This window comes from Pseudomonas sp. XS1P51, from assembly GCF_054897845.1.
On record NZ_CM142707.1, the window covers coordinates 6,874,742 to 6,900,254 of the forward strand.

Sequence of the window (25,513 nt, forward strand, 5' to 3'; positions counted from 1 at the left end):
AGAAGTGCTGGAGGGGAGGGACGCGAAACGGTTTAGGGGTGACGGTTTTCTGTCACTCGGTGGTTCGAAACCGTTACGCATCGCTCGCAAGGCAAGGTTGTTGCGCAACGGGCCCCCGATGCCCTTGATTGCATAGGGGTTTATCCCGAAACGGACACCTCGCCTCGTGGGCGACACGCTTGGCGTGAATGTCGCCAGGGCGGCGGCTTGGTTGTGGCAAGCCGCCGCCCGGTAGACGATCCGCTGGTCACCCGCTCAGGCCATGAGCACATTCTTCGCAAACAACAGGATGCCGACAGCGGTTGGCAGCGGAGGAAATGCACATGGCTACGCTCATCGGTATCGTCGGTAAGGTCATTGGTCAGGTGTTCGCCCAGGCGAGCGACGGTACCCGACGTGCCCTGGTCGAAGGGGATCGGCTGTTTGCCGGCGATCAACTGATCACCGGGGCCGAAGGCGCGGTGGCGGTGCATCTGCAAAATGGCCAGGAACTGACCCTCGGGCGTGGCAGCAGCCTGCACATGACTTCCCAGTTGCTTTCGCACCAGACGGTCCCTCACGTGGACACCGCTGAAGCGGCGACGCCGACCCAGGCGCAACTGACCGATGTCGAACAACTGCAAAAAGCGATCGCGGCGGGTGATGACCCGACCCAGACGGCTGAAGCCACGGCGGCGGGGCCGGCCACACCGGGTAATCCCGGCGGGGCATCGGGCGGCGGTCACAGTTTTGTGCTGCTGGAAGAAGTCGGGGGGCGGGTCGATCCGACCATCGGGTTCCCTACTGAGGGCTTCAACGGCATTCCCGAATTTCCCCTGGAGCGTCTGGCCGGTGATCCGGACACCGGCGGCAACGCGAACAATGGAGACAACGACATTGTTGGCGATGACCCGCCAGACAACCCGGTGACCCTCGATGGCCTGTCGGTAGAGGGGGGCGAACTGACCCTCAACGAAGCCAACCTGGCTGACGGTTCTGCAAGCAATCCGGGGGCGCTGACCCAGAACGGCACCTTCACCGTGTCTGCTCCTGACGGCCTGACCAGCCTGAGCATCGGCGGGGTCAACGTGATCAGCGGCGGCGTGGCGGCAGGTTTCCCGCAGACGATCACCACCCAGTTGGGCAACACCCTGACCATCACCGGCTACAACCCGGCCACCGGCGTGGTGAGTTACAGCTACACCCTCAACGGCAACGAAACCCATTCGGCCGGTGACGGCATCAACAACCTCAGCGAACAGTTCACCGTGGTGGCCGGCGACAGCAATGGCGATACCGCCACCGGTACGCTAGACGTCAACATCACCGACGACGTGCCCAAAGCGGTCGATGACAGCAACGCCAGTACCGCGTCGGAAACCCTGGCGACCCTGACCGGCAGTGTGCTGCCCAACGACACCCAGGGCGCTGACCGCATTCCCACGGGGCCCGACAGCGGGCCGGTGATCGGCGGCACCTTCACCGGTACGTACGGCACGCTCGTGCTCAATCCCAACGGCACTTACACCTACACGCTGAACACCAGCGATGCCGACTTCAAGGCCTTGCACGGTGGCGGCAGCGGCACCGAAACGTTCACCTACACCCTGACCGATGCCGACGGTGACGCCAGCACCGCCAACCTGGTGCTGCAGATTCATAACAACGACGACCCGGTCATCATCAATGGGCTGAACGTCGAAGGCGGCGAGCTGATCGTCCGTGAGCAAAACCTCAGTGACGGCAGCAACCCCGATACCCCGGCGCTGACCCAAAGTGGCACCTTCACCATCACCGCCCTCGATGGCGTGCAAACCCTCAGTGTCGGCGGGATCAACGTGGTGGTCGGTGGCGTGAGCGCAGGCTTCCCGCAATCGGTCGTCACGCCGTTGGGCAGCACGCTGACCATCACCGGGTTCGACAGCGCGACCGGCGTGGTCAGCTACAGCTACACCCTGGCCGATAACGAAACCCATCCGACGGCCAATGGTGCCAACAGTATTTCCGAGCAATTTGCAGTCACCGTGGTCGACGACAACGGCACGACAGCCAATGCCAACCTCGATGTGACCATCGTCGACGACGTGCCCCAAGGTGTGAATGACAGCAACGCCGGCACGGCTTCCGAAACCTTGCTGACGCTCGACGGCAACGTGCTGACCAACGATGTGCAAGGCGCCGACCGTGTGCCGAGCACCAGCGCCGACACGGGCCCGATCACGCCCGGCACGTTCACCGGGACTTACGGCACCCTGGTGTTGAATGCCAACGGCACGTACACCTACACCCTCAACACCAGTGACGCCGATTTCAAAGCACTGCATGGCAATGGCAGCGGGACGGAAAACTTCGTCTACACCCTCACCGACTCCGACGGCGACACCAGCACCGCAACGCTGGTACTGAACATCCACAACAACGACGATCCCGTGACCCTCGGTGGCCTTGATGTCGCTGGCGGCGAACTCACCGTCCACGAAGCAAACCTCAGCGATGGCACCAGCCCCGACACACCGGCCCTGACCCAGAGCGGCACCTTCACCGTCACCGCGCTCGATGGCCTGCAAACCCTGACCGTGGGCGGGATCAACGTGGTCACCGGTGGCGTGGCCGCCGGCTTCCCGCAATCGGCCGTCACGCCGCTGGGCAGCACGCTGACGATCACCGGTTATGACCCGGTGACCGGCGTGGTCAGCTACACCTACACCCTGGTGGACAACGAAACCCATCCGAATGCCAACGGTGCCAACAGCATTACCGAGAACTTCAACGTGGTCGCCACCGACGGTGACGGCAGCACGGCGTCCGGGCAGATCAACGTCAACATCGTCGACGACTTGCCCACCGCCAAACCGGATGCGGCCAGTGTGCAGGAAGGCGGCACGGTCAGCGGCAACGTGCTGGACAACGACATCGGCGGTGCCGACGGCCCAGCGCAAAGTGGCGCGGTGGTCGGCGTGCGCGCCGGCAGCGACACCTCGACCTCGGCCATTGGCGGTCTGGGTTCGAACATCAACGGCACCTACGGTTACCTGACCCTGGACGCCAACGGCAACGCGGTCTATCACAGCAATCCGAACGCGGTGAACGGCCCTGGCGCGACCGACGTTTTCACCTACACCGTGCGCGATGCCGATGGCGACGAAAGCACCACCACCATCACCATCGACGTGTACAACAGTTGCATCAGAGCGGTCGCTGATACTGACGTCACCGTTTACGAGAAAGCCCTGGACCTGAACAAGGACGGCCAGGATCTGGCCGCCGGCACGGTCACCGGCAGCCAGCCTGGCAGCACCGGCGAAACCGCCACCGGCACTCTGGTCGGTTCGGTCAGCGGCGCCGTCGGCGCGATCACTTACACCCTGGTCGGCAGCGCCACCGGGGCCTATGGTCAGCTCCTGCTCAATCCCAACGGCACTTACACCTACACCCTGACATCGCCGGCGAGCACCACGCCGCATGCCGACGATGGCGCCAATACGTTGAGCGAAAGCTTCACCTACAAAGCCACCGATGCGTTGGGCAACAGCACCACCAGCACCATCGTGGTCAACATCGTCGATGACGTGCCCAAAGCCGTGAACGACAGCAACGCCCATACGGCCTCGGAAAGTCTGTTGACCTTGAACGGCAACGTGCTGACCAACGATGTGCAAGGCGCCGATCACGTAGCGACTGGCCCGAGTGCCGGCCCGGTCACCCCCGGCACCTTCACCGGGACTTACGGCACCCTGGTGCTCAATGCCAACGGTACTTACACCTACACGCTCAACACCAGCGATGCCGACTTCAAAGCCTTGCACGGTGGCGGCAACGGCACGGAGACGTTCGCCTATACCCTCACCGATGCCGACGGCGACACCAGCACCGCGAACCTGGTGCTGAACGTCCATAACAACAATGACCCGGTCATCATCCGGGGCCTGGACATCGACTGTGGCGAACTCACGGTCTACGAGAAAAACCTCAGCGACGGCTCCAGCCCCAACGCACCGGCCCTGACCCAGAACGGCACCTTCACCGTCACCGCGCTCGACGGCCTGCAAACCCTCACCGTGGGTGGCATCGCCGTGCTGACCGGTGGCGTGGCTGCCGGTTTCCCACAATCGGTCGTCACGCCGTTGGGCAGCACGCTGACCATCACCGGATACAACCCGGCGACGGGCGTGGTCAGTTACAGCTACACCCTGGTGGACAACGAAACCCACCCGAACGCCAACGGTGCCAACAGCATCACCGAGAACATCAACGTCGTCGCGACTGATACCGATGGCAGCACGGCGTCGGGCCAGATCAACGTCAACATCGTTGACGACTTGCCCACCGCCAAGCCGGACTCGGCCTCGGTCGTGGAGGGTGGCACCGTCAGCGGCAACGTCCTCGACAACGACAAGGGCGGTGCCGATGGCCCTGCGTCCGGAGGCGCGGTGGTCGGTGTCCGCGCTGGCAGCGACACGTCGACTTCGGCCACTGGCGGCCTGGGTTCACACATCAACGGCAACTACGGCTACCTGACCCTCGATGCCAACGGCAACGCGGTCTATCACAGCAACCCGGACTCGGTGGGCGAACACGGCGCCACGGACACCTTCACCTACACCGTGCGCGATGCCGATGGCGATCAAAGCACCACCACCATCACCATCGATGTCAGTAACAGTTGCATCAAAGCGGTCACCGACACCGACGTGACCGTCTACGAAAAAGCCCTGGACTTGAGCAAGGACGGGCAAGACCTGGCGGCGGGCACCGTCACCGGCAGCGAACCTGGCAATACCGGTGAAACCGCCTCGGGAACGCTGGTCGGCTCTGTCAGCGGCGCCAGTGGCGCGGTCACTTACACCCTGGTCGGCAGCGCCACCGGGACGTTCGGGCAAATCCTGCTCAACCCCAACGGCACCTACACCTACACTCTGACCTCTGCGCCGAAAACCTCGCCGAACGCCAATGACGGGCCGAACACCCTGAGCGAAAGCTTCACCTACAAAGCCACCGATGCGCTGGGCAACAGCACCACCAGCACCCTCAAGGTCAACATCGTCGATGACGTGCCCAAAGCGGTTGCTTCGGACCGTTCGGTGGCTGCCGTGGAGATCGACTCCAACCTGCTGCTGGTGATCGACGTGTCCGGCAGCATGGCCGACGCTTCCGGCGTGGTGCGCGGCCAGTCGCGGCTGGACCTGGCCAAAGAGGCAATCGGCGCCTTGCTCGACAAATACGATGACCTGGGCGACGTGAAAGTGCAGATCGTCACCTTCGCCAGCAACGCCGCCGACAAGACCTCGGTCTGGGTGGATGTGGCGACGGCCAAGTCAATCATCTCCGGCCTGACGGCGGGCGGCGGCACCAACTACGACGCGGCCGTCACCACCGCGAAAACCGCCTTCGACACCGACGGCAAACTCACGGGGGCGCAGAACGTCGGCTACTTCTTCTCGGACGGCAAACCCAACGAAGGGGCCATCGGTACGTCGGATGAGGCGGCCTGGAAAGCGTTCCTCGAAGCCAATGACATCAAGAACTACGCGATTGGCCTGGGCAGCGGCGTCAGCAATGCCAACCTCGATCCGCTGGCCTATGACGGCGTTTCCAACACCAACACCAACGCCGTGGTGGTCACCGACCTCACTCAACTCAACTCGGTGCTGTCGGGCACCGTGGTGGGCGCGCCGGTCACCGGTTCGCTGCTGGGCGAGGGCGGCTCGTTCGGTGCCGATGGCGGTTTCATCAAAACCATCACCGTCGACGGCACGACGTACACCTATGACCCCAAAGGCAACAGCAACCAGGGTTCGCTGAGCTTCAGCGGCGGCGACAACCACGGCACCTTCAACACGGCCAACAACACCCTGAGCATCGCCACCGACAACAAAGGCACCCTGGTGGTGAACCTCGACACCGGCGAGTTCAGTTACGTCTCGCAGAAAACCACCGCGGTGGTGCTCACCGAAAACATCGGCTACAGCGTCAGCGACAACGACGGCGACCTGGCCAGTTCGACGCTGGTGGTCAAAGTCATTCCGAACGCGCCACCGGTGGCGGTCGATGATCACGTCATCACCAACGTGCTGTCGGGCAGTGTCGTGGTGCCGGGCGAGTTGCTGCTGGCCAACGACACCGACCCCAATGGCGACCCGCTCACGGCTTCGCCGACCACCTTCAACACCGGTTGGCTGCCCAAAGGCGCGGACTTCACCGGCAGCGGGGCGATCAACTTCTCGGGCACCAGCAACAACAACGCGGCCAATCAGACATTGGCGAATGTGCGCAGCGCCTTTGCAGCGAACGCGGCAACCATGACGGCGGTGCTGGTGGTCAGCGGTTACCTGGGCAAAGTCGACAACGCCAATGGCAACGATGAAGACCGCATCACCGTCAACCTCAAGCAAGGTGAAACCCTCAACCTGGACCACAACCTGGCGGCCGGTCACATCACGATGGAGTACTCCGTCAACGGTGGCGCCTACATCCCCATCGGTGACGGCCAGAGCATTACCGCGACGTCGGACGGCACCTATCAGATCCACGTGACCAACATCGCCAACACCAGCGGGGGCAACGTCAATAGCGCTGAAACCTACAAGCTGACCATGACCGTCAACTACGCCGGGGCCCACGACATCACCCCGGACTTCCACGGCACCTACACCGCCAACGACAACCACGGCGGCAGCGATGGCGCGGCGGTGACCATCAGCTATCAGGATGGCCACACCCTCACCGGCACCTCCGGCGATGACGTGTTGCTGGCGGGGGCGGGCGATAACACCATCAATGCCGGGGACGGCAACGACGTGCTCACCGCTGGCGGCGGCAACAACACCCTGCACGGCGGCGCCGGCAACGACTTGCTCTACAGCGGACCGGGCAACGACCTGCTCGACGGCGGCATCGGCAACGACACCGCCAGCTACGCCCACGCCACCGCCGGGGTCAAGGTTGATCTGAGCCTGCTCGGTGCGCAAAACACTTCAGGCGCCGGGACCGACACCCTGACTGCGATCGAAAACCTCATCGGTTCGAACTTCGACGACAAACTCACCGGTGACCACAACAGCAACATCATCACCGGCGGTTTGGGCAACGACGTGCTCAACGGTGGCGGCGGCGACGACTTCCTCATCGGTGGCCCGGGTAACAACACCCTCACCGGCGGCAGCGGCGCGGACACCTTCCAGTGGCTCAAAGGCAACAGCGGCCACGACGTGGTCACCGACTTCACCCCAGGCACCGACAAACTCGACCTGTCGCAACTGCTGCAAGGGGAGAACGGCACCGCGGCATCGCTGGATGACTACCTGCACTTCAAAGTCACCGGCAGTGGCGATTCACTGGTCACCAGCATCGACGTCAGCGGCATGGCCGGCGCCGCGCCGAACCAGACCATCGAGCTGGCGGGCGTGAACCTGGCCAGCCATTACGGCGTGACGCCGGGGGCGGGTGGGGTGATTGCCGGCGGGGCGGATACGGCGACCATCATCAACGGGATGTTGAATGATCATTCGTTGAAAGTGGACACCGTATGACCTGAAACCTGAAACGACAAAACCCGCCATTCCTGAGTAAGGGATGGCGGGTTTTTTGTTGTGTGCGATTCAGGGGAGTGTCCGACCAGCGGTAGCAAAACCTGTAATTTCTGACAGTAGCCAGCGCTCTGTGCCTGCCTTTAAATCAAGTCATCGGGTGAGCGAAACACATTGTGGCTCTTACCGTTTCACACAGTGTGTTTTCACTCCCGTCGGTCGCCATCGAGGCCTGATCACCACCGCTTTCCCAAACAAACGCCAGGTCTTTGTTGATCGGGCGTTGACTCGCCACACCCTTGGGCCGCTGAAGCCCGGTCACCGCAAGGAACTGCAAAATGACTGTCTATGAAAGCTATAAGGCACTGACTCCGCAACAGCAGCGTCTGTACAACAACAGAGTGATGTTGGGCAATCTTCCCAAGCAACTTAATGATCCGGCCACATTGCCGAATGTTCAGTTACTACCCGCAACCGCCGATGATCCAGGCGATCAACTCAAGGCCGGTGATCGGATCTTTCCGTTGGATGTGCATATTCTCCCGTTTCCCGACGCCAGCTCCCCGGATAGAGAACTGGTAACGGTGCAGTTGATGTGGGATGGGAGCCTGGTAGGTGCTCCGCAAAACTTTAGGACTCCGTTGGCCGATATTAATACTGAGTTTCCCATGAAGTTCACACTGGCGGATGAGTATATCAATAATCCTGGGCCGCATAAGTTGAGTTATAAACAGACATACGGCGCTAATGAAACCTTTGCTACAGATTTGCTGGTCAATATTGATATGGCGGCGCCGGTGCCGGTCGGAAAAGTAAAAGTTCCATCTGAAGTCGAAGTGGATGGAGTTATCAGTAAGTCTTATCTGGATACTCACGGCTTTGTTCTATTAAGTATCAATGAGTACGGCGGAGCAAAAATCGACGACAAAATCGAATTTCGATATGGTAAGTCTATAGCGGCTTCTCGACTTATAGAGGTTGTAGTTCGCGATACTCTTGCCAAGCCAATGGAGACCAAAAAACTTACCAAGGAATTTATTGGTACGGAAGAAGGTGAGCACTCGCTGTTTTATCGGTTGCTGGATCGTAAAGATAATGCAAGTGCATATTCCGAATTCCTGGTGCTTGGCGTAATGCTTTCTGATCCTCCGCAAAACTTAAAACTGGACGTTGAACTACACGATGATGACAATAAAATTCTTGTTGAGGATGCACAAACACCGGTAACTGTCGTGCTTACCTACGATAATTGGTTGAGAGGCGACAGGCTTGTGCTGAGTGTTGATGGGCAGATTCCATCAATCGAGACAGACATCACTCAGCTTCCATTTGTAATGCCACTGACCTATAAATATCTGCAGAATGGCAATGACGGTCCGAAAACGGTTCCCCTTAACTATCAGGTCAAGCGTGGCTCCCTCTCTTTTCCAAAGGTTACAACTCCAAAAGACCTGAATATTGACCTGGTATCCCCGGTGCCGGTTGATCCGGAAAATCCTGGATTGCCAGGTTTTCCGCACCCGGATCTGTTGCCGGTCACCGTGCAAGGGACGGCGACTTCCGATCCTAACAAGATCAGAGCCGCTGACTTGGTCGCCGATGTAGACGCCTCTGTACTTATCTATAAAGGCCACAAGCCAGGGCAAGTTGTATCGCTTCATTGGAATGGACCTCCCGTTCCGGCAGACCCTGTGAAAGGGAAAGGCGGAGTCTATACGCTGGATGGCTCCGAAACCGATGCAACGATATTAACGTTTACCATCAAGGCTGACCTGATTACAGCCGGCGGCAACGATGTGGATCTGCTGGTGCACTATAACGTTGAACACCCACTGAATGAAAATTTCAATCGCTCTCAGGATGCAATAGTGGATGTGCATATTGTGGCCGCTGTTATACCTAAGCCGACATTCATGCATACAGTAGGTGGTATCAACGGACCTACACTTTACTGTTTGTCCATGCGGAAAGATTCGTTTTCAAATTGGGTTATTGAAGTGCAGGTGCCCGGTGGCGAAAATCAACTGGCAGATCAGGACCTTGAGTTTGTCTATCAAGGGTATCTGAACGATACTAGCGACCCAGTCGACGATAAACCGGGAGCAGCGATACCCGGTAACACGGTGACCGTACTTAAAACGCCGAGCGCAGTTGAGGCCAGAGATGGCTTTGTTGTACAGGTGCCCTATGCGCCATTTGCCATTACTGATAATGGTTGGGGGCAAATAAGTTATACAGCGAAGATAGATGGCCAGCCGGCATCGACTGAATCAGACATGACTAAAGTGACCATGCGAATTGCCGGGGGGACCTGCCCACTTTGATGGCTTCTATAAAGAGGCACATTCGTGCCTCTTTTTTTATTTCAATACGAATAGGTTTTTTATGGGTCTTGGTTGGTCTGGCGGTTTTTCCCTGGGTCGATAGAGATTAATCCTACATTTTTCTGTAGGAAGGCTCTGTATCGTCCGCATCCCTTGGCGTCTCCCAGCGTATTGGCCGAAGGGGACCGTATCACGAAAGGGTGCAGGCATATGACAACTGAAGATAAAGGTTTACGCGTACCCGTTGACACGGGTGCATTTACATTGCTGGCAACATTGCCGGCTTTTTTCTTAATGAGCTGTTCAGCGTTTGCAGCGGTCATCGTCGATAACGGCGACACGCTGGATATCGATTCGACCACGACTCCGGTCACCGACTATCTGATTCGTAATAACAGCAGACTGAACATGACAGGCGCGACGACTCAAAGTGTCACGGTTCTATCCGGGTCAACCCTGAACATCAACGGTGCAATCGTCAACGGCAACAACGGCGGCAACGGCATAACGATTAACAGCAGCCAAGCGACGATCAATCAGGCCACGGTGACGAGCGACGCCATCGCTTTGTTGGTCAACCGTCCGAACGGGTCAACGCAAGGCTCTACGGTGACCGCCACCGACAGTCAATTCAGTGGCGGTGTATCCGGTGCCACGGTGACGGGGCTGAGCACCCTCGAACTCATCAATAGCCAGGTCACGGGAACGGCAGCAGGCAGTGTCGGCCTGGACATTTCCGGGGGCGTAGTGCGCGCAATGGCGGGTACTCGCATCAGCGGTGATGCCTCGGGTGTATTGATGAAAAATGACCCGGCAAACCAGGGGAACGCATCACTGGTGCTGAACAACTCCAGTGTGGAAGGTCGCAACGGGGCGGCGATAGTTGTGGCCCGGGGCATCGAGGCCACCATTGAGGTGTTGAACAACTCAACACTGATTGGCAGTAACGGTAATGTGCTGGAAGTAGAGGGTGCTTCGACGGCGAACATGAGAGTGGCAAACAGTGCCTTGCAAGGCAACGTGCAAGTGACCGAAAACAGCACGGCGAATCTCACGTTTGACCGTGGTTCGATGGTGGGTGACATCGTGCGCGAAGACGGCTCTACCGCTAATGTCACGTTGAACAATCGTTCATCGTTCACCGGGCGCTTGAACAACAGCAACCTTTCCCTCAACAGTCAGTCGAGCCTGACCATGGTCGACAATGACAGCATCGACAACTTGTCGATGAACGACGGTATCGTCAATTTCGGTGCTCCAGGAGAAGTGCGCGGCAGTCGTCAACTCGAGGTCGGCACCCTGACGGGCAGTGGCATCATTGCCATGCAGGCCAATTTTGTCACTGGTGAAGGCGATCAACTGAAAGCCGGGACGGCGACAGGCAGCTACGAGTTGGCCGTCAACGCTTCGGGCACGGACGCGACGTCTCCCCAACAAGTGACGCTGGTGCAAATCGACACTAACCACGCAGCCTTTTCGTTGCTGGGAGGCAAGGTCGATGTGGGCACATGGGAATACGATTTAGCCGAAAGAACCAACGCCACGGGCGGCACCGAGTATTACCTGAACCCTACCACCCGGCTCAGCTCCGGTGCCAAGTCGATGGTGGCCCTGTTTCAAACGGCCCTGACCGTGTCGTATGGCGAGACAAAGTCACTCGAAAACCGCATGAGCGAATTGCAGGCGAACGACAGCCTCCATGGCCTGTGGATACGGCCTTATGGCAACAAGTACAGCGTCGCCGACGGCTCGTCGGGTGTGGGTTATCGTCAACAGCAGCAGGGTTTTTCCCTGGGCGCCGATACCCGACTGGGTGACAGCAATTGGCGGGTCGGCATGCTGGCGGGTTACAGCCAGTCCGATCTGAATCTTGACGGCGGCACGTCTGCCACGGTCGACAGCTACTACTTCGGTCCCTATTTTGGCTGGCTCAATCCGGACAACGGCTACTACGTCGATGGCGCTCTCAAGTTCAACCATTTTCGCAACGACACCAACGTCAACATGAGCGATGGCAAACAGGCCAAAGGCGATTACACCAACTCCGGTGTGAGCGCGTTGGTGGAAGTCGGCCGTCATATCAATCTGGGGGATGACTGGTTTGCCAAACCGTCCGCCCAGGTGTCCGCGGCGGTCATTCAGGGAGAAAATTACCGTCTGGACAATGACATGGAAGCTGACGGGGACCACACGCGTTCGCTGCGGGCAAAGCTGGGTATTACCGCCGGTCGAAGCATCAATGTGGGGAGTGGCACCCGAGTGCGACCTTACGGCAGCGTGGCGATGGTCCATGAGTTCGCCAGCAACGACGACAATGTTCGCATCAACGGTAACCGCATCAACACCAACCTGTCGGGTTCCGGTCTCGAGTTCGGCGCGGGGGTGACGGTTTCCTTGTCCGAGACGATGCATCTTGATGCTGGCGTCGATTACTTCAAGGGTCAAAATATCGAGCAGCCGATAGGGGTCAAGCTCGGTTTGAGTGTTCAGTGGTAATTGGGTGAGACGAAAAAAAACCGCGGCCAGCGGTTTTTTTCGCACTGGCTGTTGCTGGTCTTAGTTAGCCTTTGGGGGAGTCCGCTACTGCTGATCTGACTGTGAAAGTCCAGGTATTAGACTCGGCGTTGTGATCATCCGATGCTACGGCGCTGACGCGATAGGTGGTGCCGATGGCCAGCCTGTTAATGATTCGCGCCCATTTTCCATCACTGTTGGTGTCCTCTGGTGACGGATCGATGACATCGTTGATCTTGATCTTGACCTCCTTTAGCGGTTCGCCATCGCCCCTGACGACGACCCAGCTGCGGGTGGTGCTACCGTTATCGGGAATCAAAGCATCGGATTGGTAGACGCGGGTATTGTACGGCGCCTGGGTCTGCTCCACGGTAAACCGGTACGGTTCGGACTCACCACCATCGGGGTATTGTGCCTTGGCAACAAGGGCATAAGGTTTGGCAGTCAGTGGTCCTATAGCTTTTTTGTAGCGTCCGTCTGTGACTTGCGCTGCGCCCAACGTATCGCTCCCGTCGAAGATCTCAACGTACTGATCTTCCTCACCTTCGCCTTCGACATTCAGGTTTCTCTCGAATGTGCTGCCATCCTTATCAACGAGTTTTTCATTGTTATCGGTAACGGTTTCGAGGGTCGCCAGTGGACTTGCCCCTACCAAACCGGACACCAACTCCCCGTTAAATTGATGCTGCCGCTAAGCGCCTGAACTCCCTCGGTGAACGATATTTCAAGGCGCTGTGCGGATGCTGCTCGTTGTAATGCTCGAAGGCAATTGCCAGGTTGTGCAGCGCCGTTTCTCGATCCGGCTTGGGCATATGCGCCACATAATCGCGCTTGATCGTCTTCACGAAGCTCTCTGCCATACCATTGCTCTGAGGGCTGCGCACTGGAGTGGTCACCGGCTGCAAACCGATCTGTCGAGCAAACAGGCGTGTCTGTTCGGCGGTGTACGCCGAGCCGTTGTCGCTTAGCCATTGCACCGGCGTTGCAGGCAGTTGATCACCGAAGCGTTTCTCTACGCTCTCCAGCATCAAGTCGCGGATGTCATCGCCGCTGTACCCGGTCGGACTCGCGACCCAGCCGATGGCTTCGCGGTCACAGCAATCCAGGGCGAAGGTCACGCTCAGTTTGGCGCCGTCCTCACAGCGGAACTCAAAGCCGTCCGAGCACCAACGCGTATCACTGGTTTCCACGGCAATACGGCCTTCGTGCCGACGCGGCACGCCGGGCTGTTTGATCCGGCGTTCAAGCAAAAGGTTGTGGTCACGCATCACCCGGTAAACCCGCTTCACGTTGATCGCCGGCAGCGACCGCTTTTCACGGGCGCGACGCAGCAATCCCCAAACACGACGGTAGCCATAGCTGGGCAGCTCGCTGATCTGTTGCTGGATTTCAACCACCAGATCAGCGTCGTTCAGGGCCCTGCTTCGCCGGACTTTGGGCGATACCGATTGCTTGATTCGAACCGTTAATTGCGAGCGCGCCACACCGAGACATTCGCTGACCAGTTTCACTGGTCGTCCCCCGGCAACAAGGGTGAGTGCGCAATCCATTTTCGCGACCGGGCGATCTCCACCGCCTCTTTGAGGATTTCCGCTTCCATCGTCTTCTTGCCGAGCATCCGTTGCAGTTCACGGATCTGCTTGAGCGCATCGCTCAGCTCCGAGGCGGGCACAACGGCTTCACCGGCACTGACCGCCGACAGACTGCCGTCCTGATATAACTTGCGCCATAGGAACAGCTGGTTGGCATTGATGCCGTTGCGTCGAGCGACCACCGAAACGCTTTGCCCGGGCTCAAGGCTCTCGCGAACCATGGCCAGTTTTTGCTCCGGACTCCAGCGCCGTCGCCGCTCCTGGCCCAAAAGCTCCCCACTCTTGTCGTTGCTATTAGTCATAAACATAACCGTTTGCCTATCCCTTATCGTAAGGGGGAAACGGTGTCCTGTCTTCCATGGGGCTCGTTCAGCCAGAACAGCCGCTCTTACGGTAAAGGTCCGGGGCGGATCGGATTCCTTGCCAGTGTTGAGTTCCTTGATGGTGAGGCTGTAAGGGCCGGGGGATACAGCAAGCGCAATTTCCCAGGCACCGTCGTCCTTTGCAGTATCTGTCGCAGTGGCTATCGGGTTACCGGCATTGAGTAGCTGAACGTCCTCACGGGGCCTGGCCTTACCCTGGATGGTCAGCGCCTTGTCGAGGATAATCTGGCCTTCAGGGACAGGATCGCCGTTGGAGTCCTCGATGTCATCGAGGGACAGATCGATGTCCGGCAACACGGTAAAGGTCCGCGGGGTGGATTCTTTGCCGGTGTCGAGCTCCTTGACCGTGAGACTGTAAGGCCCGGTGGAAACAGCAAGTGTAATTTCCCATGCGCCGTCGTCCTTGGCGGTGTCTGTCGCATTGGCGATTGCATTGCCGTCATTGAACAGTTGAACCTTCTCACGGGGCCTGGCCTGACCCCGGATGATCAGGTTGTCGTCATAGGTAATACCGTCTTCAGGGACAGGATCGCCGTTGGAGTCCTCGATGTCGTCGAGGGACAGTTCGATGTCCGGCAGTACGGTAAAGGTTCGCGGAGTGGATTCTTCGCCGGTGTCGAGCTCCTTGACCGTGAGACTGTAAGGGCCGGTGGAAACAGCAAGCGCAATTTCCCAGGCACCGTCGTCCTCGGCGGTGTCTGTCGCATTGGCGATTGCATTACCGTCATTGAACAGTTGAACCTTCTCACGGGGCCTGGCCTGACCCCGGATGATCAGGTTGTCGTCATAGGTAATACCGTCTTCAGGGACAGGATCACCGTTGGAGTCTTCGATGTCATCGAGGGACAGATCGATGTCCGGCAGCACGGTAAAAGTCCGCGGAGTGGATTCTTTGCCGGTGTCGAGCTCCTTGGCCGTGAGGCGGTAAGGCCCGGTGGAAACAGCAAGCGTAATTTCCCATGCGCCGTCGTCCTCGGCGGTGTCTGTCGCATCGGCGATTGCATTGCCGTCATTGAACAGTTGAACCTTCTCACGGGGCCTGGCCTGACCCCGGATGATCAGGTTGTCGTCATAGGTAATACCGTCTTCAGGGACAGGATCGCCGTTGGAGTCCTCGATGTCGTCGAGGGACAGTTCGATGTCCGGCAGTACGGTAAAGGTCCGCGGGGGGCTGGTTTCTTCTCCCCCAGCGTAGAGTTTTTTGGCCTTGAGGCTGTAAGTGCCGGGGCGCACAGTGATGCGAGTCTCCCACACAGCTTTGTCATCTGCAGATATTGACGGGCCTTCCAGGGGAACGTCCTTATTGAGCAGCTGAATTTCCCCGTGTGGCCTGGCCTTACCCTTGATGGTGAGGGTGTCGTCGTAGGTAATGGCGCCTTCATCGACCGGGTTGCCGTCGGAGTCGCCGACAGCGTCGAGGGACAATGCGATGTCAGTTCGTACCGTGAAGCTGCGCGGATCGGATTCTAAACTTTCGCCGTATAGCGCCTTGACGGTGATGTCATAGGTTGTGTCTGCAACGAGATTCTCGAGGACAAGCGTGTAATCGCCATCGCCACCAACTGGCGCTTCTTCAAGTGGAATGCTGCCATTGAACGCCCGGACTTTCTCATTCGGCAGAGCTTTGCCTGTTACGGTCAGCGTTGTGTAGTAGGTGGGGGCGCCGTCCTCAATAGTGCCCTCTTCATCGGCTACGACCTCAATGATCGGCTTCTCGGTGAGCACGAGAAAATTCCTGGGCGGGGTAGAAGTGGTGCCGGGAGGTGTCCTGTCAAAGGCAGTCAGGCTGTAACGTTTGAACTCCTTCACCTCGAACAGATCTGTCTTCCATATGCCGTTCGGATCACTATCGGCGGTTGCCAACGTGTTAAAACTGTCCCGTACTTGAATAGTCCTTCCTGGATCAGATTCCCCGTGCACCTTGAAGACGGTGTCGTGGCTGCTCTGACCAACAAGGTTGCCTTTGGAATCTTCGATCCTTGTGATGCGCAACAAAAGGTCTGTTTCATCGGGCGGAGTGGCAGATGGAATGTTCGGTGTTTTAGCAGTCATGGCGATGACTCCGGTCCTGGAGAGAGGGCGACGGAGCAATTTAAGACGTGAATCGGCTGCATTGACTACTGTCAGAAATAACAGGTAGACACTGGTTTCCGATAAGCGGTTTGGCTCGTGGGAAGCATCGGACCTATCGAAATTACATCGGCTCCGGCGGTCCGATCAACCGCCCCATCACACCAAACACTCCCAGCGCCTTGATCGCCTGCAACTCCCCTGGGGTCTCGACCATTTCCCCAATTAACGGTAAATCAATGCTGTTGGTTGCTCTGAAAATCGCCTCGATGAACAGGCGCTTGTCCCCCTGCTCATCAATGCCACGAATGTACGCCCCATCGATTTTCAAGTACGCCAACCCCAATTGAGTGAGGTTGCCGATCTGGCTGAAGCTGCCACCAAAATGTTGCAGGCCAATGCGGTAGCCGGTGTCGAGCAGGCTGTGGCAGAGGCGTTGCAATGTTTCCGGGGGCGGTAGTTGGCGTTCGTCGATTTCCAGGGTCAGCAGCGGCGCCAGTTCGGGCAGGGACTCAAGTATGTCGAGGATCTGTTGCAACTGCGCTTGATCGCGCAGGGTGCTGCCGGACAGGCTCAACGCCAGGGGCCAACGGTTGATGACGAGGTAGTCGAGGGTCGCTTCGAGCATGGCCAGATCAAACCGCTCCGACCAGCCGAGACGCTCGATCCACGGCAGGAAATGCCCGGCGGCAATCGCCTCGCCCTGCGGATCGAGCAGGCGTGCAAGCACTTTGTGATGCAGCACCTGGCTGGTGTCGGCGCATTGCACGACGGGTTGGAAATACAGCTGCAACTTGCCTTGGCTCAGGGCGTCGTCGATCCAGGTTCGCCAATCGTGTTGGGACTGGATCGGCGCAGTGTCGCTGTGGCTCAGTTGTATCCACGGCCGTTCGGGATGTTGCCGGGCTTCGGTCAGCGCTTGATCCAGGCGCATCAGCACGTCACTGGCCGGTTCACCCGGGTGGTAAGCGACGATTCCCACGTGTGCGACCGGCATGCAGTCGCTGGCGCCGGTCAGGCGCAGGTTTTCCAGGGTGGCGCTGATTTCGGCGGCCAAGCGTGCGGCTTCATTGCTGTCCAGGCCCGGTGTCAGCAGGCTGAATTCGCCACCGCGATTGCGCGCCGCCAGCCAGGTACGACGCTCCGGTAGCTGAGTCAGGCGTTTGAGCAATTCACCGACGGTGCTGATCAAGTCATCGGTGCGCTGACCACCCAATCGCTGGTTCAGGCCGACCAGATCGTTGATCCGCAGCATCAGTAAATGACCGTCGCTGCTCTGTTCCGACACCAGCAACTGGTCGGCCAGTTGTTCATCCAGCAAGCGCCGGTTGGCCAGACCGGTCAGGCTGTCCTGATAGGATTGCGCCCGCAGCTTTTCACTGCGCGCAGCCTCTTCGGCAAACAGCGCCTTGAGCTTTTCGACCATCTGATTCATCGCCAGCACCACCCGTTTCAATTCCGGTGTACGCGGCAGTTTCGGCAGGCTGCGGAACTCGCGATTACTGATGGCTTCTGCCTGTTTGACCATGGCCTCGAGTGGACGAAATTGTCGACGTAACAACCAGCCACCGAACACGGCGCTGAGCAGTCCGCACAGCAGCAACCAGATCAGGCTGCCGAGGGTGCTGTCCCAGAGTTTGGCCAGGGCGAACTGTGGATTACTCAACACTTCAACCCGCGCGACCTGTTCCCAGCCGCGCATGATCAACGCATCGCCACCCTGTGGGCGCAGGTTGACCAGACTCACAAACCAGCCGGGAACACTCTCGATTTGCGCCGCTGCGCTGCGCTGCACCAACACCTGTTCATCCTCGGCGTTAATGATCCGGATGCTGCTGAAATAGCCACTGTCGAAAATCGAGCTGACCATCAACTCCATCATCGCCGGATCATCAATCTGCGCCGTCAACGACAAACCCAGTGCGGTGGCGGCGTCCTGAGCGTGGGAGCGCAACTGGCCGAGCATCTGTTCGCGCGAGCTTTCCAGACCGACAAAAAAACTGCCGCTGAAGGCCACCAGCAAGAACAGGCAAATGGCGAGAAACAACTGTTTGCGCAGTGACATGAAGGCGCTCCTTGCTGTGGCGACTAGCTATCGCCCACGGCGAAACCTTCGCTGCTCGGGTGCAGGTGTCTGAAGTCTAGGTGGTGTTTGCAACAAGGGTGGGCTGGTCGTCGGCTCAGGACTTGTGCAGGGTTTTCTGCTTGAGGATGTAGATCGTCACCAGCACCGCGCTGGTCAACATGAACCCCCGGGCCCAGGGCAGGGGCACAAGGTAGCAGGAGAACAGAATGCTCACCCACATCAGGCCGATGGCGTAGACCTTGCCCTTGAGCGGGATGCCGTTGCCATCGAGGTAATCGCGAATCCACGGCCCAAGCCGTGGATGCTCCACCAGCCACTGATAGAAGCGCGGCGAGCTGCGGGCGAAACAGGCGGCCGCCAGCAGCAGGAAGGGCGTAGTGGGTAATACCGGCAGGAAAATCCCGATCACCCCCAGCGCTACGCTCAGCCAGCCGATGGCCAGCAGGACGTAACGCAGCATCAGGGGGCGGTTGCCTATGGGGTTGTCCATAGGCAAAGCCTTAGTGGTGACGTGGCTTGAGGATCGCCGGTTTTTCGTCTGGCGCGTTGCACAGCAGGTACAGCGCGGTCAGGGCTTCCGGGATCTGCACGATCATGTCGTCCATCAGGTTGGCGTCGGCCGCGATGTCGGAGAACTCAGGCTGTTCGTCGAACAGACCCGAACCGACCATGATCGGCAGCAGCATTTCGCTGACTTCGTCTTCGGCGGTTTCGAACCAGGCTGCTTCGCGCAGGAACACGCCTTCCATGAAACCGATGCACCAGCCGCGCAGGTCGGAGTCATCCGGCTCGTCGCCCAGGTCCAGGTCGCACGGCAGCTCGAATTCTTCGTCAGACGCCAGTTGGCGGGCGATGTGAGCCTTGAGCAGCAGCAGGGTGGATTCGATCGCTTCACGCTCGGTGTCGTCGGCGTAATGCGGCTCTTCGGCGAAGAGGGCATCGATCCATTCACGGTCGGGAACGGTTTCTGAACAGATCGACAGCGCAGTGAGGTAGCCGTGGGCGGCCACGTAGTCCAGCGCCTCGTCATGCAGTTCATCGGCGTCGAGGAAGACTTGCAGGCGGGTTAGTTGCTCAGCGAAGGACATTAAAGGGCTACCTTGGGGAATATTCGATGCGGGAATTCTAGGCCTTCTTGAGCGCTTGGGCCAGCCGTGCGGCATATTTGCACCCCCGTGTGTCTTATCAGCGGCGCCCTTTGCCGGACAGGGGTCGGGTATACTCCCGCGTTTTGTGATGCCCTGCTGGCGTCGCGGCTGAGATGTGAAGCGTCATGCAATGCGCACTTACGATTTGTCGGTGCAGCCTGCGTGGTTCTGAACCAGCCTTGCAGGGATGTTTCGGTGATTTTTGGAGTTTTTATGCTCGAACAGGCTCAACGCGTCCTCAAGGACATCTTCGGCTACGACAGTTTCCGTGGCCGCCAGGGTGCAATCATTGAGCGCGTGGCCAGTGGCGGCGACGCCCTGGTGCTGATGCCTACCGGTGGCGGCAAGTCCTTGTGTTTCCAGGTGCCGGCGTTGCTGCGCGAAGGCCTGGGGGTGGTGGTGTCGCCGCTGATCGCGCTGATGGACGACCAGGTCGCGACCCTTGAAGAACTGGGTGTCGCGGCGGCGGCGTTGAACTCTACGTTGAGCGCGGAACAACAGCGTGATCTGGCGGCCCGGATCAAGCGCGGCGAAGTGAAGATGCTTTATCTCGCACCCGAGCGGCTGGTTCAGCCACGCATGCTGGCCTTCCTGCAAAGCCTTGAAATCGCCCTGTTTGCCATCGACGAAGCGCACTGCGTGTCCCAATGGGGTCACGACTTCCGCCGCGAATACCTGCAATTGGGCCAGTTGGCGGAGTTGTTCCCCAACGTCCCGCGTATCGCCCTGACCGCCACCGCCGACAAGCGCACCCGGGAGGAAATCGTCGACCGCCTGCATTTGCAGAATGCCGAGCGTTTCCTCTCGAGTTTCGACCGTCCGAACATTTTCTATCGCATCGTGCCCAAGGAGCAGCCGCGCAAGCAATTGCTGGCGTTCCTCGCGGAACGGCGCAGCGATGCCGGCATCGTCTATTGCCTGTCGCGCAAGAAGGTCGACGAAGTCGCGGTGTTCCTCAGCGAGCAAGGTTTCCCGGCGCTGCCGTACCATGCCGGTCTGCCCAACGATACGCGGGCCCATCACCAGAAGCGCTTCCTCAACGAGGAAGGCCTGATCATGGTCGCCACCGTAGCGTTCGGCATGGGCATCGATAAGCCCAACGTACGTTTCGTCGCCCACCTCGATTTGCCGAAATCCCTTGAAGCGTACTACCAGGAAACCGGTCGCGGCGGCCGTGACGGTCTACCGGCGGATGCCTGGATGGCTTACGGCCTGCAAGACGTGGTGATGCTCAAGCAGATGCTGCAAAACTCCGAAGGCGATGAGCGGCACAAGCGTCTGGAGCAACACAAGCTCGACGCCATGCTGTCGCTTTGCGAAGAAACCCGCTGCCGTCGTCAAACGTTGCTGGCTTACTTTGACGAAGACATGCCCGAGCCGTGCGGCCATTGTGACAACTGCGTCGATGGCGTGCAGACCTGGGACGCCACCGAGCCGGCCCGTCAGGCGCTCTCGGCGATTTACCGGACCGGCCAGCGCTATGGCGTCGGGCATCTGGTCGATGTACTGCTGGGCAAAGACAACGAAAAGGTTCGCAGCTTCGGTCATCAGCACCTGTCGGTTTATGGTGTCGGCAAGGCGATGGGGGAGAGCGAATGGCGCTCGTTGTTCCGACAGCTGGTTGCCCGTGGTCTGGCGGACATCGATCTCGAAGGCTACGGCGGGTTGCGTCTGAGCGACACGTGCCGGCCGCTGCTCAAGGGTGAAGTGACCCTGGAACTGCGCCGCGACCTCAAGCCGCAAACCACCGCCAAAAGCAGCAAGAGCCAGGCGAGCCAGCTGGTTCGTGGCGAAGAACGCGAACAGTGGGAAGCGCTGCGCGCCTTGCGCCGCAAGCTTGCCGAAGAACATGGTGTGCCGCCGTACGTCATCTTCCCCGACTCCACTCTGCTGGAAATGCTGCGCAGCCAGCCGACCTCGCTGTCGGAGATGGCCACGGTCAGCGGCGTCGGTGCGCGCAAACTGGAGCGTTACGGCGAGGCCTTCCTCGAAGTCCTCGGCGGCCAGGTCGAGGCACCGAAAGTGGTGGCCGACGTACGTCACGAACTGATCACCCTGGCGCGGGCCGGCATGACGCCGGTTCAGATCGCCGGCCAACTGCAATGCTCGGAAAAGAACGTCTACACCATGCTTGCCGAAGCGATTGGCAAGCAGCAATTGTCACTGGAACAGGCGCTGGATCTGCCCGAGGACTTGATGGGCGAAGTCCAGGACGCCTTCCTCGACGGCGAGGGCGAGTTACCGCCGGTAGCGGAGATTGCCGCACTGTTCGCCGGTCGCGTGCCGGAAGGGGTTTTGTACTGTGTTCGAGCGGCGCTGCAGTCCGAATTCGAGATTTAAGTGACCGCACTCATAGATGTAACGATTCAGTACAGAACATGCCTTGCCTCCTGCCAAGGGTCATGCTTAGCTGACTAATAATTAGTTTTTCTCTATTTCAGTCTAATCATGAGTGTTTTATGCCGTTAACCGATCAACACCGCTTTGGCATGCAACTGGCCCAGATGTCGCGCGGCTGGCGTGCCGAACTGGACCGCCGTCTGGCTGGTCTGGGTTTGTCCCAGGCACGCTGGCTGGTGCTGTTGCACCTGGCGCGCTTCGACGATGCGCCAACCCAACGTGAGCTGGCGCAAAGCGTCGGCGTCGAGGGGCCGACCCTGGCCCGACTGCTCGACAGCCTGGAAAGCCAGGGCCTCGTCCAGCGCCAATCCGTGCTGGAAGACCGCCGGGCGAAAAAAATCGTCCTCTGTGCCCCGGCCCGTCCCCTGATTGAACAAATTGAAACCATTGCCACCCAACTGCGCCACGAGCTGTTCGAAGGTGTCGATGAGGCGGATTTGAAGGTCTGCATGCGGGTGCATGGGCACATTCTCGCCAACCTGGAAAAATCTTGAGGCATAACCGCGCGCCGGACTTTTGAGAGACCCCGTTGGGCAGACTATAAAGAACTACTTGGCAATATCGTGTTCGTACCGGATGTGCGAACACGTACAAGGTTGGTTCTGGTTATCTAAGGGATGCTCATGCTCGAGAGTTGGCGATTGGTTGTGCGGTGTTGCGCCAGGCTGCTTCTGGTCGGTGGTGCTGTCACTTACTCTGCATGGGCGCCCGCGCTGGGCCTGGGTGACATCACCCTGCATTCGGCGCTGAATCAACCGTTGCATGCCGATATCGCCCTAGTGGATGCCGCGGGTCTGGAGGAGGGCGAGTTGTCGGTCAGCCTGGCGACGGCGGACGAGTTCGGCCGCGCAGGTGTCGAGCGGGCGTTCTTTCTCAATGATCTGAAGTTCACGCCGATCCTGCGCGGCAATCGCAGCCTGATCCGGGTGAGCTCAAGCAAACCGGTCAACGAACCCTTCCTGAATTTTCTCGTGCAGCTCAATCAGCCCAACGGGCGCTTGCTGCGCGAATACACGGTGCTGATCGATCCACCGGGTTCACCGGGCATTGTTCCCGTCAGTGACGAGCCCGTTGCCAAGCCCCGGTCGTCAGCATTTCCGACTGTCCAGCCGGCCACTGCGCCCAAGGTTTCGGCGGCAAAACCTCGTGTCGATCAACCTGCCGCTACGCCGGTGAATGATCTCGCTGCCGAACAGCTGGCTGCCAGCGTGCTGCAAAATCAGCAGCTGCAAGCCACCCTCGACGAGTTGAAATCGAAGCTTCAGACCCAGGACGAACAGATCGCCGGCCAGAAGCAGCAGGTGGCCGAACTGCAAGCCCAATTGGCCGAAGTCAAACAGACTTCCGTGGAGCCGGTTGTGCCAACCGCTGTCGTGCCAGCGCCGGTCGTGGTGGAAGAGCCCGAGGTGACCCACTGGCTGCTGATCTTGGGATTGCTGGCGGTGGTGGCTTTGGTGCCGCTGGGGCTGTTCGTTCGCCGGCAACGTCAGCAGGTTCAGGCATTGCCCGAGCCGTTACCCGTTCTGCCGTCACGGCATGAGCCGGTGCTCAATCGCACGGCAGAACCCGCTGTTCAGGCCGCCACGGTAAAACCGGCACCTGTACCGGGTGACGAGCCGCCCGAGGGCGGTGACGCCGGGTTCGACGTGCAACAACTTCAAGACATCCGCGCTCGCCACCCAAAACTCAGCAGTGTGGCGCCAGTGGTTGCCGCGCCAGTCATCACGCCGCCCCCGGCAGCTCTGTCGAGCGATGAATTCCAGTTGAACCTGGATGATCTGTCGATGGATTCCAATTGGGACCTGATCAGCCCCTTCGAAAACACCGCGTCCCCCGCTAAATCACCGAGCGAACCCGCGCCGGTCGAGCCGCCTTTCACTTCGAACCTGCACGTCTTGCCCGATGTATTTGAAATGCCCGACGAGCCCGAACTCGAATGGGTCGCCGAACCTGACGCGCAATCCCTGGATGACACCTTTCTCGATGAGTTCAACGATCCCGGCCAGCCACTCGAACTGGAACCGCTGGATTTGGAACCGAGCGGGCCGAGCAATGCAGGCAAACTGGAACAAGCCCGGACCTGCATCAATGATGGCGATCTCGACAGTGCGATCGAACTGCTCAATGAGCTGCTCAAGGACAGTGATGAATCGCTCAAACAGACCGCACGAAGTCTGTTGGCCGGTATCCGCTGAGCCTCTATCATGGCGGCGCCCCCTGGCTCAGGAGTCTTGCCCGTCATGACCGCGCATAAACCGGAAATCGTCATCACTTATTGCACACAATGCCAGTGGCTGTTGCGCGCTGCCTGGCTGGCCCAGGAACTGCTCAGCACCTTCGGCGACGACCTCGGCAAAGTGTCCCTGGTGCCCGGCACCGGTGGGGTCTTTCACATTTTCTGTGACGATGTGCAGATCTGGGAGCGCAAGGCCGACGGCGGTTTCCCGGAGGCCAAAGTGCTCAAGCAGCGGGTCCGGGATCAGATCGATCCGGACCGCGACCTGGGGCATAACGACCGCACTCAGTGAGACGCCGCTTCGGCTGCGAGCGCTTTCTTGCTTGAGCCGCCCGACAGTCTGCTGGACACCACGATGGCCACGATGATCAGCGCGCCGCCGAACAGCATGCGCAGCGTCGGGTTTTCATCGAACAGCAGCCAGGCCATGGTGATGCCGTAAACCGGCTCCAGGGCAAACACCACCGCGGCAGTCCGCGCCTTGATCACCGCCAGGCTGGCGACGAACAGGCTGTGTGCGACGCCGGTGCAGAACACCCCGAGCAGACCGATCCACAGCCAGTCGAGGGCGCGCACTTCGCTCAGTTGTGGCGCCGCCACCGGCAACAGGCACAGTGCGACCACCACGTTCTGATTCAGCGCGGCCTGCACCGGTGGGATTCGCCCGGAGCTGGCGCGGTTGGTCAGCGATAGCAACGCAAACAACAAACCGGAGCCTACCGCCCAGAGCAGGCCGGTGGTGGCGCCGCTGGCCAGATCGAAGTCAGGCGTGACCAATACCAGCCCGACGCTCACCAGTACCACCAGCAGGATTTCATTGGCGCGAATCCGCTCGCGGAAGATCAGCCCTTCGAGGATCACGGTAAACGCCGGGAAACTGGCAAAACCCAGGGTCGCAATCGCCACGCCCGCGACCTTCACCGCAATGAAGAAACTCACCCAGTGCCCCGCCAGCAGCAAACCGCTGAGCAACAGTCGGCGCCAGTCCACGGCTTCGAGTTTCTGCCAGCGAGTATGACTGGCGAAACGCGCGAAAACCGCCAGGGCGAGTACGGCAAACGCGGCGCGACCGAAGACGATCACGGCGGGGGAGGCCGCGGCGAGTTTGCCGAACACACCGGTCAGGCCGAACATCAGTGCGCCAATATGCAGGGCGCCAAGGGCGGTACGGGGAGTCATTGCAATCCTTAACAGCAAAGCAAGCAGGGGTAGGCGCTGCCGCAGGCTGCGATCTTTTGATCTTGATCTCAAGAAA

13 protein-coding genes are annotated in these 25,513 nt (G+C 59.4%); 7 read left to right on the forward strand and 6 right to left on the reverse strand.

The window, feature by feature from the left end; all coding sequences use genetic code 11:
- Window positions 1-323 precede the first annotated feature (323 nt).
- The 3 genes from ACYZUD_RS31785 to ACYZUD_RS31795 all read left to right on the forward strand — a co-directional run bounded on the left by ACYZUD_RS31785 (window position 324) and on the right by ACYZUD_RS31795 (window position 12,325).
- Window positions 324-7,508: a retention module-containing protein gene (locus tag ACYZUD_RS31785; RefSeq protein WP_462021741.1), complete on the forward strand. Its 7,185-nt coding sequence runs from the start codon at window positions 324-326 to the stop codon at window positions 7,506-7,508.
- A 335-nt stretch (window positions 7,509-7,843) separates the two neighbouring features.
- The gene (locus tag ACYZUD_RS31790) at window positions 7,844-9,829 is read left to right on the forward strand and encodes a hypothetical protein (RefSeq protein ID WP_462021742.1); all 1,986 of its coding nucleotides are present in this window, start codon (window positions 7,844-7,846) and stop codon (window positions 9,827-9,829) included.
- Between the two features lie 294 nt (window positions 9,830-10,123).
- The gene (locus tag ACYZUD_RS31795; RefSeq protein WP_462021743.1) at window positions 10,124-12,325 is read left to right on the forward strand and encodes an autotransporter outer membrane beta-barrel domain-containing protein; all 2,202 of its coding nucleotides are present in this window, start codon (window positions 10,124-10,126) and stop codon (window positions 12,323-12,325) included.
- A gap of 64 nt (window positions 12,326-12,389) precedes the next feature.
- Here ACYZUD_RS31795 and ACYZUD_RS31800 read toward each other — a convergent pair whose 3' ends face one another.
- From ACYZUD_RS31800 to ACYZUD_RS31820, 5 genes are all read right to left on the reverse strand, one after another.
- A complete protein-coding gene (locus ACYZUD_RS31800; protein WP_462021744.1) occupies window positions 12,390-13,007 on the reverse strand; it encodes a hypothetical protein in 618 nt (205 codons plus the stop codon).
- A gap of 10 nt (window positions 13,008-13,017) precedes the next feature.
- Window positions 13,018-14,237, reverse strand: a protein-coding gene (locus ACYZUD_RS31805) for an IS3 family transposase (RefSeq protein WP_462021020.1) whose coding sequence is annotated in 2 segments (ribosomal slippage) — window positions 13,018-13,892 and window positions 13,892-14,237 — 1,221 coding nt in all. Because the reading frame shifts where the segments join, the coding sequence is not laid out codon by codon here.
- A gap of 2,275 nt (window positions 14,238-16,512) precedes the next feature.
- Complete coding sequence (gene lapD / locus ACYZUD_RS31810; protein WP_462021745.1) at window positions 16,513-18,453, reverse strand: cyclic di-GMP receptor LapD; 1,941 nt, start codon at window positions 18,451-18,453, stop codon at window positions 16,513-16,515.
- Window positions 18,454-18,568: 115 nt separating this feature from the next.
- Entirely contained in the window at window positions 18,569-18,964 is a 396-nt protein-coding gene (locus ACYZUD_RS31815) for a YbaN family protein (protein ID WP_462021746.1), read from the reverse strand.
- A gap of 10 nt (window positions 18,965-18,974) precedes the next feature.
- Entirely contained in the window at window positions 18,975-19,562 is a 588-nt protein-coding gene (locus tag ACYZUD_RS31820) for a UPF0149 family protein (RefSeq protein ID WP_462021747.1), read from the reverse strand.
- A 273-nt stretch (window positions 19,563-19,835) separates the two neighbouring features.
- Between ACYZUD_RS31820 and recQ the strand changes: the two genes are divergently transcribed.
- From recQ to ACYZUD_RS31840, 4 genes are all read left to right on the forward strand, one after another.
- On the forward strand, window positions 19,836-21,962 hold the full coding sequence (gene recQ, locus ACYZUD_RS31825; RefSeq protein WP_462021748.1) for a DNA helicase RecQ: 2,127 nt from the start codon (window positions 19,836-19,838) through the stop codon (window positions 21,960-21,962).
- A 119-nt stretch (window positions 21,963-22,081) separates the two neighbouring features.
- Window positions 22,082-22,516 (forward strand): MarR family transcriptional regulator, encoded by a 435-nt coding sequence (locus ACYZUD_RS31830; protein WP_007895007.1) that lies wholly within the window; start codon window positions 22,082-22,084, stop codon window positions 22,514-22,516.
- A gap of 129 nt (window positions 22,517-22,645) precedes the next feature.
- Entirely contained in the window at window positions 22,646-24,217 is a 1,572-nt protein-coding gene (locus tag ACYZUD_RS31835) for a FimV/HubP family polar landmark protein (protein WP_462021749.1), read from the forward strand.
- A gap of 45 nt (window positions 24,218-24,262) precedes the next feature.
- Window positions 24,263-24,550, forward strand: coding sequence for an Rdx family protein (locus ACYZUD_RS31840; protein ID WP_084320512.1), 288 nt, complete (start codon window positions 24,263-24,265; stop codon window positions 24,548-24,550).
- Here the strand turns inward: ACYZUD_RS31840 and ACYZUD_RS31845 are convergent.
- Window positions 24,544-25,437 carry a DMT family transporter gene (locus ACYZUD_RS31845; protein WP_462021750.1) on the reverse strand — a complete coding sequence of 298 codons (894 nt, stop codon included), beginning with the start codon at window positions 25,435-25,437 and terminating at the stop codon, window positions 24,544-24,546. The two genes, ACYZUD_RS31840 and ACYZUD_RS31845, sit on opposite strands and share 7 nt — an antisense overlap.
- Between the last annotated feature and the right edge of the window lie 76 nt (window positions 25,438-25,513).